15 protein-coding genes are annotated in these 13,419 nt (G+C 70.5%); 9 read left to right on the plus strand and 6 right to left on the minus strand.

What is annotated here, in order from left to right; genetic code table 11:
• Positions 1-170: 170 nt before the first annotated feature.
• Positions 171-383, minus strand: coding sequence for a DUF5326 family protein (locus ACGF3H_RS11610; RefSeq protein ID WP_362486124.1), 213 nt, complete (start codon positions 381-383; stop codon positions 171-173).
• Between the two features lie 172 nt (positions 384-555).
• Positions 556-873, minus strand: a complete 318-nt coding sequence (locus ACGF3H_RS11615; RefSeq protein WP_225634707.1) for a cupin domain-containing protein — start codon at positions 871-873, stop codon at positions 556-558.
• Between the two features lie 59 nt (positions 874-932).
• On the opposite strand from ACGF3H_RS11615, the gene ACGF3H_RS11620 reads away from it, so the two are divergent.
• The 6 genes from ACGF3H_RS11620 to ACGF3H_RS11645 all read left to right on the plus strand — a co-directional run bounded on the left by ACGF3H_RS11620 (position 933) and on the right by ACGF3H_RS11645 (position 5,650).
• Positions 933-1,310 carry a phage holin family protein gene (locus ACGF3H_RS11620; protein ID WP_362486126.1) on the plus strand — a complete coding sequence of 126 codons (378 nt, stop codon included), beginning with the start codon at positions 933-935 and terminating at the stop codon, positions 1,308-1,310.
• A gap of 5 nt (positions 1,311-1,315) precedes the next feature.
• Positions 1,316-1,810: a low molecular weight protein-tyrosine-phosphatase gene (locus ACGF3H_RS11625; protein ID WP_362486128.1), complete on the plus strand. Its 495-nt coding sequence runs from the start codon at positions 1,316-1,318 to the stop codon at positions 1,808-1,810.
• On the plus strand, positions 1,807-2,982 hold the full coding sequence (locus tag ACGF3H_RS11630; protein ID WP_362486130.1) for a cystathionine gamma-lyase: 1,176 nt from the start codon (positions 1,807-1,809) through the stop codon (positions 2,980-2,982). Before ACGF3H_RS11625 ends, ACGF3H_RS11630 begins: the two co-directional genes overlap by 4 nt.
• A gap of 231 nt (positions 2,983-3,213) precedes the next feature.
• Positions 3,214-4,119: a LysR family transcriptional regulator gene (locus tag ACGF3H_RS11635; RefSeq protein WP_362486132.1), complete on the plus strand. Its 906-nt coding sequence runs from the start codon at positions 3,214-3,216 to the stop codon at positions 4,117-4,119.
• Between the two features lie 55 nt (positions 4,120-4,174).
• A complete protein-coding gene (locus tag ACGF3H_RS11640; protein WP_362486134.1) occupies positions 4,175-4,657 on the plus strand; it encodes an NUDIX hydrolase in 483 nt (160 codons plus the stop codon).
• A 126-nt stretch (positions 4,658-4,783) separates the two neighbouring features.
• Positions 4,784-5,650: a GNAT family N-acetyltransferase gene (locus tag ACGF3H_RS11645; RefSeq protein ID WP_362486136.1), complete on the plus strand. Its 867-nt coding sequence runs from the start codon at positions 4,784-4,786 to the stop codon at positions 5,648-5,650.
• Between the two features lie 27 nt (positions 5,651-5,677).
• Here ACGF3H_RS11645 and ACGF3H_RS11650 read toward each other — a convergent pair whose 3' ends face one another.
• The gene (locus ACGF3H_RS11650; protein ID WP_362486138.1) at positions 5,678-6,106 is read right to left on the minus strand and encodes a heme-binding protein; all 429 of its coding nucleotides are present in this window, start codon (positions 6,104-6,106) and stop codon (positions 5,678-5,680) included.
• A gap of 122 nt (positions 6,107-6,228) precedes the next feature.
• Positions 6,229-7,437: an MFS transporter gene (locus tag ACGF3H_RS11655; RefSeq protein ID WP_362486140.1), complete on the minus strand. Its 1,209-nt coding sequence runs from the start codon at positions 7,435-7,437 to the stop codon at positions 6,229-6,231.
• 139 nt (positions 7,438-7,576) lie between these two features.
• On the opposite strand from ACGF3H_RS11655, the gene ACGF3H_RS11660 reads away from it, so the two are divergent.
• Complete coding sequence (locus ACGF3H_RS11660) at positions 7,577-8,041, plus strand: MarR family transcriptional regulator (RefSeq protein ID WP_362486142.1); 465 nt, start codon at positions 7,577-7,579, stop codon at positions 8,039-8,041.
• Positions 8,042-8,097: 56 nt separating this feature from the next.
• Entirely contained in the window at positions 8,098-8,550 is a 453-nt protein-coding gene (locus ACGF3H_RS11665; protein ID WP_362486144.1) for a GNAT family N-acetyltransferase, read from the plus strand.
• Positions 8,551-8,617: 67 nt separating this feature from the next.
• Here ACGF3H_RS11665 and ACGF3H_RS11670 read toward each other — a convergent pair whose 3' ends face one another.
• Positions 8,618-10,003: a serine hydrolase domain-containing protein gene (locus ACGF3H_RS11670; RefSeq protein WP_362486146.1), complete on the minus strand. Its 1,386-nt coding sequence runs from the start codon at positions 10,001-10,003 to the stop codon at positions 8,618-8,620.
• A gap of 58 nt (positions 10,004-10,061) precedes the next feature.
• Positions 10,062-11,543 (minus strand): replicative DNA helicase, encoded by a 1,482-nt coding sequence (gene dnaB / locus ACGF3H_RS11675; protein WP_362486148.1) that lies wholly within the window; start codon positions 11,541-11,543, stop codon positions 10,062-10,064.
• Between the two features lie 459 nt (positions 11,544-12,002).
• On the opposite strand from dnaB, the gene ACGF3H_RS11680 reads away from it, so the two are divergent.
• Positions 12,003-13,340 (plus strand): MATE family efflux transporter, encoded by a 1,338-nt coding sequence (locus ACGF3H_RS11680; RefSeq protein WP_362486150.1) that lies wholly within the window; start codon positions 12,003-12,005, stop codon positions 13,338-13,340.
• Positions 13,341-13,419: the final 79 nt, after the last annotated feature.

Raw genomic sequence — 13,419 nt, forward strand, 5'->3', positions numbered from 1 at the left:
GCAGCCCGTGCGGGAAACACGGGTGGGGTGTACGCCGCTCGCGGGGTCGCCCCCGCGTGGAGTTCCGGACTCTAACCGCCGGTCACCGCGTGCCGACGGTCCGTCCGGGAAACTTCCCTCGCGCGAGGGAACCGGTGGTTCCTGTTACCGCCACCGGTGTCCCACGGTTCTCACCAGTCGCTGCGTGACGAGGAACCCGCCATGAACTTGCGGACCACGTAGATCACCCCACCGACCAGCGCCACGAACAGCAGCAGCTTGAACAGCAGTCCGATCACGAAGCCGACCACACTGGCGATCAGCCCGCCGAAGACGACCAGGGCGATGACCGGCACCGCGATCCACTTCACCCACCACGGCAGTCCCGTGAAGATCTCTCGCATCGCCCTCGTCCTTACCTTTCCGCCCGTCCGAGTGCCGGGTCCTTCGGCCCCGGGATCCCGATGGGAATCCTGATGTCCTGCACTCGATGCTAGGGCCGCCAGGGCGCCCGCAGGGCCCTCGTACCCCTTGTCTCCCCCTGACCGATCCCCTAGGGAACCCCGGGGCCGCGGCTCAGCTCTCGGGCGGAGAGAACACCACGAGCACCCTGAGGTCCTCGCTGATGTGGTGGAACTTGTGGGCGACTCCCGCCGGCACGTACACCACGCTTCCGCGGGCGACCTCGGTGGTCTCCAGACCGACGGTGATCGAGGCGCGGCCGCTGACCACGAAGTACACCTCGTCCTGCTCGTGCGGCTTCTGCGGATCCGCCGTGCCCGCGTCGAGCGCGTACAGACCTACCGACATGTTCCGCTCGCGCAGGAACTGCAGGTAAGCACCGTCGTTGGCGGCACGCTCCGCCTCCAGTTCGTCCAGCCGGAATGCCTTCATCGCCTCGCCCGCCCCTGCCTCGCCGTTCGCTTCCGATCGCGTCTGCCACGATCAGACACATGAAGAATTTCCTAGTCAAGACGGTCGCCAACGCGGGCGCCCTGGCGGTCGCCGTGTGGCTGCTCGACAAGATCACCCTGACCGGCGGCAGCACCGGCGAGAAGGCTGCCACGCTGATCGTCGTCGCCCTGGTGTTCGGGCTGGTGAACATGCTGGTAAAGCCGATCGTGCAGGTGCTGACCTTCCCGCTGTTCGTCCTCACCCTCGGCCTGTTCACCCTGGTGGTCAACGCCCTCATGCTGCTGCTCACGTCGTGGGTGGCCGACGGACTCGACCTGAGCTTCCACGTCGACGGCTTCTGGACCGCCGTCCTGGGCGGCCTGATCATCTCGGTCGTGTCCTGGGCCCTCAACGCCTTCCTGCCCGACAAGGACTGAGCCCCATGACCTACCGCGTCTGCTTCGTGTGCACGGGAAACATCTGCCGCTCCCCGATGGCCGAGGCCGTCTTCCACGCGCGTGTGGCGGAGGCCGGGCTCGAGGACCTCGTCGAGGCCGACAGCGCCGGCACCGACGGATGGCACGAGGGCGAGGGCGCCGACCCGCGCACCGTCGCCGTCCTGACGGAGAACGGCTACGGACTCGACCACACGGCCCGCCGGTTCCACCCGTCCTGGTTCGCGCACCTCGACCTCGTCGTCGCCCTCGACGCGGGCCACCTCCGGGTGCTGCGGCGGCTGGCGCCCACGGAGCGGGACGCGGCGAAGGTACGGCTGCTGCGGTCGTACGACCCCGCTGCCGACGGCGGTGACCTCGACGTACCGGATCCCTACTACGGGGGCGCGGACGGCTTCGAGGAGTGCCTTGAGATGGTGGAGGCGGCGAGCAACGGACTGCTCACCGCGGTACGCGAGCATATGAAGGGACGGGCGGCATGAACGATTCCGCTGTCGAACACGGGGGAGCGCCGGGCGCGGACACGTCCGCCGGCGCCGGTGACGGCACGCGCGCGGTGCGCGCGGGGCTGCCCGAACCGGTCAAGCACGAGCCGACCCTGCCCGGCCCCGTGTTCGCCGCGCACTTCCACCTCCCGGGCGACCCCACCGGCCCGTACACCTACGGCCGCGACGAGAACCCCACCTGGACCCACCTCGAGCGCGCCATCGGCGAGCTGGAGGCACCCGGGCGGGACGACGCCGAGACGCTCGTGTTCGCCTCGGGCATGGCCGCGATCTCCTCGGTGCTCTTCTCCCAGCTGCGCGCCGGGGACGTGGCCGTGCTGCCTGACGACGGCTACCAGGCGCTGCCCCTGGTCCGTGCCCAGCTGGAGACGTACGGCATCGAGGTGCGCACCGCCCCGACCGGCGGCGACGCCCAGCTCGGCCTCCTGGACGGGGCGAAGCTGCTGTGGATCGAGACGCCCTCGAACCCGGGCCTCGACGTGTGCGACGTCCGGCGGCTCGTCGAGGCGGCACACGCGCGCGGCGCCCTGGTCGCCGTCGACAACACGCTCGCCACGCCGCTCGGACAGCGCCCGCTGGAGCTCGGTGCCGACTTCTCCGTGGCCAGCGGGACCAAGCAGCTGACCGGCCACGGCGACATCCTGCTGGGGTACGTCACCGGCCGCGACTCCGAGGCCATGGCCGCCGTACGGCGCTGGCGCAAGATCGTCGGCGCGATCCCCGGGCCCATGGAGGCCTGGCTCGCGCACCGTTCGATCGCCACCCTCCAGTTGCGCGTCGACCGGCAGAACGCCACCGCGCTGAAGGTGGCCGAGGCCCTGCGGGAGCGGCCCGAGGTGACCGGCCTGCGGTACCCGGGACTGCCCGACGACCCCTCGCACGAGGTCGCCTCGCGGCAGATGCGGCGCTACGGGTGCGTCGTCTCCTTCACGCTGCCCTCGCGCGCGCGTGCCGACCGTTTCCTCGACGCCCTGCGTCTCGTCGACGACGCGACGAGCTTCGGCGGAGTGCGGTCCACGGCCGAGCGGCGCGGACGCTGGGGCGGCGACGCGGTACCGGAGGGCTTCGTCCGCCTCTCGGTCGGCGCGGAGGATCCCGACGACCTGGTGGCGGATCTGCTGCGCGCGCTGGAGCTCTCGGCGGACTGATCTCCCCCGCACGCACGCCGGACGGTGTCCGGCCGGACACGACGGACGGTCCGAGCCTCCCCCCTCGTGGCTCGGACCGTCCTTTCGGTTCTGCGCGCGAAGAACCGCGCCCACAAGGCTAGTTGACTCAGTGTCAGTGTCCAATCACGGTAGCGACAGCGACCTATCGACATATTTATAGTTGAGCGCGGCAGGGGTGTCGGGAACGGCGGAGAAGGGGAGGGTCTTTCCGTGGATCTGGCCTTGCTGCGCACGTTCGTGACCGTGCACCGGGCCGGTTCCTTCACCCGGGCCGCCGCCCTGCTCGGTCTCTCCCAGCCCGCGGTCACCTCTCAGATCCGGACCCTGGAGCGGCAACTGGGCCGGCCCTTGTTCCTGCGGCAGGCCCGTGGCGTGACGCCCACGACCATCGGCGACGAACTCGCCCACAAGGCCGCCCCGCACCTCGACGCCCTGGTGGAGATCGCCGAGACCGGGGTGGACGACGAGTCCCCGGTCCGGACCCTGCACCTCGCCGGACCTCCCGAGTTCACCGCCGAGCGGGCGCTGCCCGCGCTCACGGAGCTCACCGGCAAGGACGGGCAGGGCTTCGCGCTGCGCGCCACCTTCGGGAACGCCGAGGAGGCACTGGAGGGCCTGGCCGCCGGACATCATGATCTGGCCATCGGCACCGCCCGGCCACGCGGCGCCCTGCTCACGGCGACTCCGCTCTGCGACGAGGAACACGTGCTGGTGGCCGCGCCCCGCTGGGCCGCGCAGACCGGTGCCGGGAAGCCCCGCCGCACCTCGGCAGCGGACCTGGCGCACGCGCCCGTCGTCGAGGTGCACGAGTCTCTGCCCTTCGTCACCCGGTACTGGGCGTCCGTCTTCGACACCTGCCCGGCCGCTCCGGGCACCGTCGTCGTTCCCGACCTGCGCGCGGTGCTCACCTGCGTGATCGCGGGCGCGGGGCTCGCGGTGCTGCCCCGCTACCTGTGCGGCGATGCTCTGGCACGCGGGGACGTCGTCGCCCTGCACGATCCGGCGGTGCCGCCGCTGCGGACGTACTTCCTGGTGGTGCGCACCGGCACGCTGGCGATGCCGCACATCGCCCGGGCCCATGAGTGGCTGCTGCACGCGGCGGGCCACTGGAACTGAGCAAACGGGCATGCCGCGATGTTTCACGTGGAACCAGCCGGGCCACATTTCTCCCATGACCGTCCGACCCGTGGTCAAGCGCACCGCGCGCGCCGTCCTCCTGGACGGCGGCGACCTGATTCTGATCAAGCGCACCAAGCCCGGCGTCGACCCCTACTGGGTCACTCCCGGAGGCGGGGTCGAGCCGGAGGACACGACTGTCGTCGACGCCCTGCACCGCGAGGTGCACGAGGAACTGGGCGCAAAGATCACCGACGTGGTTCCCTGCTTCGTGGACACCGTGGAGCACATCGGTGAGGACGGTGGGGCGACCGGTGTGAAGGTGCAGCACTTCTTCGTCTGCCGCCTGGAGTCCATGGATCCGGCGCTGCGGCACGGTCCCGAGATGGACGAGCCCGCCGGCGAGTACGAGATCGTCCGGGTGCCGTTCACCCGGGTCGGCATCGCCTCCGTCCACCTCGTACCGCTGTCGTTGCGGCACTACCTGGACGGCAACATCGAAGGCGTGCGTGCGATGCACGCCCCCGATCTCGGCTGACGCCGAACGCGAGACGTCCACCAGGTGCCGCGGCGCCGTACTCTCTGCCATGACATGGCCAAAAGGTCATCCGTCCCACCGCAAAGAGGTGGACGCGGACGGCCCCCGTCGGCCAGCCTGACCTGCGTGGTGACTCCTTCCCTCTCCTCCTTGCCGATCCGCCGTCTGACGCTCCGCGATCTCTCCGCCTGCGCCGACTTGTCCGAGGACCGGGGGTGGCCACGCGAGGAACACAAGTGGGGCTTCCTTCTCACCGCCGGGAAGGGATACGGCATCGACGACCCCGGTGGCGGTCTCGTCACCGCCTGCACCGTCACCGAGTACGGGCCGGTCGAGCGGCCGTCCCTCGCGGCCGTCGGCATGGTGCTGGTCGCCGAGCGACATGCCCGCCAGGGCGTGGGACGCCGGCTGATGCGCCACGTCGTCTCGGCGCAGGGCACCACCCCCCTGACGCTGCACGCGACCCCGAACGGCCGCCCGCTCTACGAGGAGCTCGGCTTCAAGTGCACGGGCCGGGCGGAGATGGTGCGGGGGCACTTCACCCCTGGTGGGCCCGAGCCACGGATCGCCGCCCGGGCGGCCACCGCGGACGACCTCACCGCCATTCTCCGGCTGGACGAGGAGGTCTTCGGCGCCGACCGCACCCACATCATCACGCGCCTGCCCGCCTTCGCCGACCGGCTGCACGTGGCGGAGGAGGCGGGCCGGCTCATCGGCTACGCCGCCGCCTGGCCCAACATGGACACCCACGTCGTGGGTCCCCTGATCGCCCGCGACACCGAGACGGCCAAGGCGCTCGTCACCTCGCTGGCCGCCCGCACCGACCGGCCGTTGCGCACCGACATCGACGTACGGCACGAAGAGCTGCTGGCGTGGGCGAACGAGCGCGGCCTCGCCCCGGTCGCCTCCAACGCGGTCATGACGTACGGGATCACCGAGCTGCCCGGGGACCGAACCCGGCGGTTCGCTCCCCTGACCGTGGCGGCGGGCTGACCTCGGCGAGGCAGGGCGGCGGGGCCCTCAGGCGAGGGCGTCCACCGCGGCCACGGCGAAGGCGTGGTCCTGCTCCGGCGCACCACCGCCGACCCCGATCGCGCCGACCAGTCGGCCGTTCCGGCGCACCGGGACGCCACCCGCGATGAACAGCAGCGGCCGGTCGAGTGCGGTGGGCAGGGTGTGGAAGGGGCCGCCGGGCTGCACGGCGTCGACGAGGCCGGCGGTCGGGGCGTCCAGCTGGAGCGCCGTGTAGGCCTTGCGGGTGCTGGTCTCCCCGGAGATCAGCACGGCGCGGTCGTCCCGCCGGAAGGCGAGCAGATGACCACCGGCGTCGAGGACGGTGACGCTGACGGTGACCCCGGCGGTCTCGGCGGCGCGGTGGGCCGCCACGACGAGGCTTTCGGCGTCCTGGGTGGACAGCGGGACGACGGCGGAACTGGTGGTCGTGGTCATGGTGGGTTTCTCCTTGGTTTCTTGCGGTGGTGCTGCGCCTCGTCGGAACGAGGCGGGAGGGAGCCGCTGATCTCGGGAACGGCCCTGGCCCCGCGTCGCGGCGACCCGGTTGCCCGGGTGGTTCAGTGGGTCACGGGGGTCCGGTGCTCGCTGGGCAGGGAGCCCGCGACGACCGCGCCGGGTGCGCCGTCGCGCCGCTCGATGGCGGCCGAGACGAGGGCGAGGACCAGGGCCGCGGCGGCGAGGGCGGCACCGACCCAGTTGGGCGCGGTGTAGCCGAAGCCGGCGGCGATGACGACACCGCCGAGCCAGGCGGACAGCGCGTTGCCGAGGTTGAAGGCGCCGATGTTCACGGCCGAGGCCAGCGTCGGGGCGCCGTGCGCATGGTCGAGGACGCGCTTCTGCAGCGGCGGCACGGTGGCGAAGCCCAGAGCGCCGATCAGGACGATCGTCACGGCCGCCGTGGCCTTGTTGTGCGCGGTGAGCGTGAAGAGGGCGAGAACGACGGCCAGAGCGCCCAGCGAGACGTACAGCATGGGCATCAGGGCGCGGTCGGCGAACCGGCCGCCGACGAGGTTGCCACCGACCATGCCCAGTCCGAAGAGGACCAGCAGCCAGGTGACCGAGCCGTCGGCGAAGCCCGTGACGTGCGTCATCATCGGCGCGATGTAGGTGATGGCCGCGAAGACGCCGCCGAAACCGAGGACGGTCATCGCCATCGCCAGGAGCACCTGGGCGTTCTTGAAGGCGGCGAGCTCGTGCCGCAGTCGCACGCCTTCCGGCCTGGGCACCTCGGGAACCAGCTTGGCGACGCCGGCCAGGCCGATGACGCCGAGCGCGGCGACGAGAGCGAACGTGACGCGCCAGCCGGCCGACTGGCCGACCAGCGTGCCCAGGGGGACGCCCACGACGTTGGCGACGGTCAGACCGGTGAACATCATCGCGATCGCCCCGGCCTTCTTGTGCGGGGCGACCAGGTCGGCCGCGACGACCGAGCCGATACCGAAGAAGGCACCGTGGGCGAGAGAGGCGATCACCCGCCCGATCAGCATGACGGAGAACGCGGGGGCGAGGGCGGAGAGCAGGTTGCCGACGATGAACAGACCCATCAGCAGCATCAGCATCCGCTTGCGCGGCAGCTTGGTGCCGAGCACGGTCATCAGCGGGGCGCCGAACATCACGCCGAGTGCGTAGCCGGTCACCAGGAGACCGGCGGTGGGGATGGAGACCCCGTAGTCGCTCGCGACCTCGGGCAGCAAGCCCATGATCACGAACTCGGTCGTTCCGATCCCGAAGGCCCCGATCGCGAGGGCCAGTAGCGCGAGAGGCATGGGGGATGCACCTTCCCAGACGATTGCAGGAGCGCTTTGCGTGCGTTCACAATAGTTGCAGACGCTGGCTATGTGCAAGCGCCAGAAATTGCGCCGCTGGTCTACCCTTGACTCAGCCGCTCCGGGACGGAGGAACCACATGACAGCGACGGACCCCGCGCTCACCGCCCTCTCCCAGGGCTGGTGCGCCCTTTCCCTGCTGCACGGGAGGATCGAGGCCCATATCGAGCGCGCCCTGCAGTCCGGGCACGACCTGAGCGTGCGGGAGTACTCCCTGCTCGACGTGCTCAGCCGGCAGCACGACGGTGACGGAGGCCACCTGCAGATGAAGCAGGTCGCCGACGCCGTGGTCCTCAGCCAGAGCGCCACCACCCGGCTGGTCACCCGCCTCGAGGACCGAGGTCTGCTCGAGCGCTACCTGTGCCCCACCGACCGTCGCGGCATCTACACCAACGTCACCGCAGAGGGCCTGAAGCTGCTGGACGCGGCGCGACCCACCAACGACGCCGCCCTGCGCGAGGCTCTCGACGAGGCGGCCAGGAACCCCGAACTGGCTCCGCTGGTCCGGGCGGTGGAAACACTCAAGGCCCCGGTGCCCGCATGACCGAAGCCGGCTCGGATCACCTCCGCGCCGGTGGATTCCCTGCATAGGGTGCGGTCATGGGAGATCTCGAAATACGTCGCACCACCGAGGACGACATCCCCGCGGTCGTCGCGATGCTCGCCGACGACCCCCTGGGCGCCCAGCGCGAGTCACCGGATGACCTGAGTCCCTACCTCGCCGCATTCGAGCGGCTCCGCGCCGACCCCCACCAGCACCTGGTCGTCGCCGTCCGCGAGGGGCGTGTCGTGGGCACGCTCCAGCTGACCGTCGTCCCCGGACTCTCCCGGCGCGGCGCGACACGCTCGATCATCGAAGGCGTACGCGTCCACGCCGACGAGCGGGGCAGCGGCCTGGGCACCCAGCTCATCGAGTGGGCGATCGCGGAATCCCGTCGGCAGGGTTGCCAACTGGTCCAGCTCACCTCGGACAAGACCCGCGCGGACGCCCACCGCTTCTACGAACGCCTCGGATTCTCGGCCTCTCACACGGGCTTCAAGCTCGGGCTCTGAACACGGCGCGCCGGGGCCTGCGCTGTTTCACGTGGAACGGCGCAGGCCCCGGGACCGTCGGCGAGACCTAGCCGATGCCTCGCCAGCCCTCCGGGTCCACGCCTCCCGGCACGGAGGCGCCTTCGTCATAGGGCACGCGCGTGAAGACGAACGACCCGAGGTCCAGATGACTCACGGTCCCGTCCGCACGCCGCACGGCCCGCAGCAGCTCACCGGCGTAGTAACCCTCAAGCCCCGTCCAGGTGCCGTCGCCGTTCGCCCGGAAGCGTGAGCGCCGGCCCTGGCCCGACAGCGGCTCCAGCGAGACTCCCCCGGCGGGTGTCAGCCGCAGCGCGAAGGCATGGGTGCCCCAGTACCAGGGCCCCGCCAACTCCAGCGCGGAGGCGTCGACGTCCGGCAGCGGCCGCCACGGCTCCGGGATCCGCGGTTCGGCCTCCGCGACGATCCGTACGAGGTCGGCACCCACCCCGGCCGTCAGCGGCCCCGACGTGCAGTTGGTCAGCACGACCGCCGCCACGTCGTCCTCGACACCGATGGTGAGGTTGGCCAGGAAGCCCGGCAGGGAACCGGAGTGACCCACGAGCAGCCGGCCGTCCCGGTACTGGATCTGCAGACCCAGTCCGTACGTCACACCGTCCGCGACGTCCGCCGCCTCGGCCGGGGCCGCGGGTGTCCGCATCTCCCGCACCGTCTCGCTGCTCAGCACCTTGTCGTCGCCCCCCGCCAGGAAGGCGGCGAACCGTGCCAGGTCCCCGGTGGTGGACCAGAGCTGACCGGCCGGGGCCATCAGTCCGAGGTCCTCGGCGGGCTCCGGCAGCATCACGTCGGCCCACGGATGCACGGCCCAGCCGCCGGCATGGGGCGCCTGCGGACGCGTGGTCGTACGGTCCAGGCCCAGCGGCTGCAGGACCTCCCGCCGCAGCACGTCCTCCCACGGCGCCCCGCGCAGGCGCTCGACCAGCGCGCCGAGGAGGGTGTAACCGGGATTCGAGTAGTGGTGCCGACGGCCCACCGGATGCAGAAGAGGCTGCTCGCCCAGGACATCGGCCAGCTCGGGGCGCAGGGAGCCGGGGGTCCGTTCCCACCACGGCGCGGGAGACTCGGCGGCCAGCCCGCCGGTGTGGGCGAGGAGCCCGGCGATCGTGGCGTCCCCCGCTCCCGTGCCCGGCAGGTGCTTCTCCAGCCGGTCTCCGAGGTCGAGCACGCCCTCGTCGCGCAGCCGCAGCACCAGAACGGCGGTGAAGGTCTTGGTGATCGAGCCGATCCGGTACTGCACGTTCTCGTCCGGCCCGTGCCCGTCGACCGACGTCCGCGCGCCGTGCCACACGGTTCGTCCGTCCCGCACCACCGCGGCGACGAGCGACGGCGCCCGCCCTTCGGCCTGGGCGACGGCGATCCGGTGCAGCAACGCGCGGCGGGTGGTGGGAAGCAACTCTTCCTGAGGTGTCGTCATGCCCTCAGTCCATCGGGCCCCACACCACGCGTCGAACCGTTTTCCCCTGACCGGCGGGTCAGGTCTGCGCCATGTCCACGAACCGCGAGTAGTGACCCTGGAAGGCGACCGTGATGGTCGCCGTCGGACCGTTTCGGTGCTTGGCCACGATCAGGTCCGCCTCGCCCGCGCGCGGCGACTCCTTCTCGTAGGCGTCCTCGCGGTGCAGCAGGATCACCATGTCGGCGTCCTGCTCGATGGATCCGGACTCACGCAGGTCGGACACCATGGGCTTCTTGTCGGTGCGCTGCTCGGGACCACGGTTCAGCTGGGAGAGCGCGATGACGGGGATCTCCAGCTCCTTGGCCAGCAGCTTGAGGTTACGGGACATGTCCGAGACCTCCTGCTGACGGCTCTCGGCGCGCTTGGACCCGCCGGACTGCATCAGCTGGAGATAGTCGATGACCACCAGCTTCAGATCGTTACGCTGCTTGAGCCGGCGGCACTTGGCGCGGATCTCCATCATCGACAGGTTCGGGGAGTCGTCGATGTAGAGCGGCGCGGCCGATACGTCCGGCATCCGGCGGGCCAGACGCGTCCAGTCGTCGTCCGTCATCGTGCCGGACCGCATGTGGTGCAGGGCGACCCGGGCCTCGGCGGACAGCAGACGCATCGCGATCTCGTTGCGTCCCATCTCGAGCGAGAAGATGACACTCGGCAGATTGTTCTTGATGGAGGCGGCCCGGGCGAAGTCCAGCGCGAGCGTCGACTTGCCCATCGCGGGACGGGCGGCGATGACGATCATCTGGCCCGGGTGCAGCCCGTTGGTGAGCGAGTCGAAGTCGGTGAACCCCGTCGGCACACCGGTCATCTCGCCGCTGCGCGACCCGATCGCCTCGATCTCGTCGAGCGCGCCCTCCATGATGTCGCCGAGCGGCAGGTAGTCCTCGCTCGTGCGCTGCTCGGTGACGGCGTAGATCTCGGCCTGGGCGCGGTTGACGATCTCGTCCACGTCGTCGTCGGCCGCGTACCCCATCTGCGTGATCCGGGTACCGGCCTCCACGAGGCGGCGCAGGACGGCACGCTCGTGCACGATCTCCGCGTAGTAGGCGGCGTTCGCCGCCGTGGGCACGGTCTGGACGAGCGTGTGCAGGTACGACGCACCGCCGACCTTGTTGATCTCACCGCGCTTGGTGAGCTCGGCGGCGATCGTGATGGGGTCGGCCGGCTCGCCCTTGGCGTAGATGTCGAGGATCGCCTGGTAGATCGTCTCGTGGGCCGGTTTGTAGAAGTCGTGGCCCTTGAGGATCTCGACGACGTCCGCGATGGCGTCCTTGGACAGCAGCATGCCGCCGAGCACGGACTGCTCGGCCTCCAGGTCCTGCGGAGGCACCCGCTCGAACGCGGACGGCCCGGCGCCGTCCCACGCTCCGTCGTCCCGGCCGCGCTCGTGCTGGTCGTCACGGCTCCTGCCGCTGTCACCGCGACGGCGGGAGGCGGGCAGACGATCGCTGGGACCGCTGTCGGCCCACGGGTCGTCCAAGGGCTCGGAAATGCTCACCGAGCCACCTCCTCCCGTCCGCCGAGCGGACCTCGCCGTGCCCGTCATTTCTACGGCACGGCACTGACAAATAAGACGCCCAACTCCGGTTCTGAAGCGTCGGTTTTGTGATGGTTCACAAGCCGTCGGACGGAGCAGGCGCCGGACCACCGTAGGCCCGCGGGCACCGTCAGCCAATCTGGTTATCCACAGGCCATGTGGACGACTGGCCAGATGCTGTGGACAACTCCTCGAAAGCTGTGCACGACCCGGTGGACAGCCCTGTGAACAAGCCCTCGATGCAGCTGCGGACACCTTTCTGACCTGCCACTTTGCCATCCACGGGCTGTGCAGAAGAAAAACTTTCCCAGCCGGATCAAGATCACTTCCGACCGCACACAAGAGCACACCGGACGGCGAGAGAAGTAAGGGTTGCTGAAGCTTTGCATCTCTTACCTGTGGACGATTAGATTGGTGCTCATGACACAGGCCCCCGCGCGCTCCCGCACCGCCCGGCGCCGGCACGACCGCGAGATCGTCGCGCTGGCCGTCCCGGCCTTCGGCGCGCTCGTCGCCGAGCCCCTCTTCGTCATGGCCGACAGCGCCATCGTCGGCCATCTCGGTACTGCACAACTGGCCGGACTCGGCATCGCCTCGGCCCTGCTGACCACAGCCGTCAGCATCTTCGTCTTCCTCGCCTACGCCACCACCGCGGCCGTCGCCCGGCGCGTCGGGGCGGGCGATCTGGGGGCCGCCATCCGCCAGGGTATGGACGGCATCTGGCTGGCGCTGCTGCTCGGCGCCGCAGTCATCGCCGTCATCCTGCCCACGGCCCCGTCCCTGGTGGACCTCTTCGGCGCCTCGGACACCGCCGCCCCTTATGCCGTCACGTATCTGCGGATCTCCTCGCTCGGCATCCCGGCCATGCTCGTCGTGCTCGCCTCGACCGGTGTCCTGCGGGGACTGCAGGACACCCGCACTCCGCTCTACGTGGCCGTCGCGGGTTTCGTCGCCAACGCCGTGCTCAATGTCGGGCTCGTCTACGGCGCCGGACTCGGCATCGCGGGATCCGCCTGGGGCACCGTGATCGCCCAGCTCGGTATGGCCGCGGTGTACCTCGGGGTGGTCGTCCGCGGAGCACGCCGACACGGCGCGTCCCTGCGCCCGGACGCCGCCGGAATCAGGGCCTCGGCACAGGCCGGAGTGCCGTTGCTCGTGCGTACCCTCTCCCTGCGGGCGATCCTCATGATCGCCACGGCCGTGGCGGCTCGTCTCGGGGACGCAGACATCGCGGCCCATCAGATCATCCTGTCCTTGTGGAGCCTGCTGGCCTTCGCCCTCGACGCGATCGCCATCGCCGGACAGGCCATCATCGGGCGCTACCTGGGAGCCGGTGACACGCGAGGCGCACGGGAAGCCTGCCGCAGGATGGTCGAGTGGGGCATCGCTGTCGGAGTCCTCCTGGGCCTTCTGGTGGTGCTGGCCCGGCCGGCGTTCCTGCCTCTGTTCACCGGTGACGCCACCGTCAAGGACGCCGCACTGCCCGCGCTGGTGATCGTGGCGCTGTCCCAGCCGATCTGCGGCGTGGTCTTCGTCCTGGACGGTGTGCTGATGGGCGCGGGGGACGGTCCGTACCTCGCCTGGGCGATGCTTCTCACCCTGGCGGTCTTCACTCCTGCCGCGCTTCTCGTCCCGACGCTCGGCGGCGGGCTCACCGCGCTGTGGGGGGCCATGACATTGATGATGACCATGCGCTTGCTGACGCTGTGGTGGCGTACGCGCTCCGGCCGCTGGGTCGTCACCGGCGCGACGCGCTGACCGTTTCACGTGAAACAGGCTGTTTCACGTGAAACAGCGCTCTGGCCGAGTCAGCGGCGGCACGAGAAAGGGGCCGCAC

Origin of the sequence: Streptomyces sp. NPDC048185 (assembly GCF_043202495.1) — a bacterium.
GTDB lineage: Bacteria > Actinomycetota > Actinomycetes > Streptomycetales > Streptomycetaceae > Streptomyces.

Bases quoted from the DNA above. Each gene is read 5' to 3' on its own strand.
- ACGF3H_RS11640 (WP_362486134.1), top strand. From the start codon at position 4,175: ATGACCGTCCGACCCGTGGTCAAGCGCACCGCGCGCGCCGTCCTCCTG.
- ACGF3H_RS11615 (WP_225634707.1), bottom strand. From the start codon at position 873: ATGAAGGCATTCCGGCTGGACGAACTGGAGGCGGAGCGTGCCGCCAAC.
- ACGF3H_RS11665 (WP_362486144.1), top strand. From the start codon at position 8,098: ATGGGAGATCTCGAAATACGTCGCACCACCGAGGACGACATCCCCGCG.
- ACGF3H_RS11650 (WP_362486138.1), bottom strand. From the start codon at position 6,106: ATGACCACGACCACCAGTTCCGCCGTCGTCCCGCTGTCCACCCAGGAC.
- ACGF3H_RS11610 (WP_362486124.1), bottom strand. From the start codon at position 383: ATGCGAGAGATCTTCACGGGACTGCCGTGGTGGGTGAAGTGGATCGCG.
- ACGF3H_RS11620 (WP_362486126.1), top strand. From the start codon at position 933: ATGAAGAATTTCCTAGTCAAGACGGTCGCCAACGCGGGCGCCCTGGCG.
- ACGF3H_RS11660 (WP_362486142.1), top strand. From the start codon at position 7,577: ATGACAGCGACGGACCCCGCGCTCACCGCCCTCTCCCAGGGCTGGTGC.
- ACGF3H_RS11655 (WP_362486140.1), bottom strand. From the start codon at position 7,437: ATGCCTCTCGCGCTACTGGCCCTCGCGATCGGGGCCTTCGGGATCGGA.
- ACGF3H_RS11625 (WP_362486128.1), top strand. From the start codon at position 1,316: ATGACCTACCGCGTCTGCTTCGTGTGCACGGGAAACATCTGCCGCTCC.
- ACGF3H_RS11630 (WP_362486130.1), top strand. From the start codon at position 1,807: ATGAACGATTCCGCTGTCGAACACGGGGGAGCGCCGGGCGCGGACACG.
- ACGF3H_RS11680 (WP_362486150.1), top strand. From the start codon at position 12,003: ATGACACAGGCCCCCGCGCGCTCCCGCACCGCCCGGCGCCGGCACGAC.
- ACGF3H_RS11670 (WP_362486146.1), bottom strand. From the start codon at position 10,003: ATGACGACACCTCAGGAAGAGTTGCTTCCCACCACCCGCCGCGCGTTG.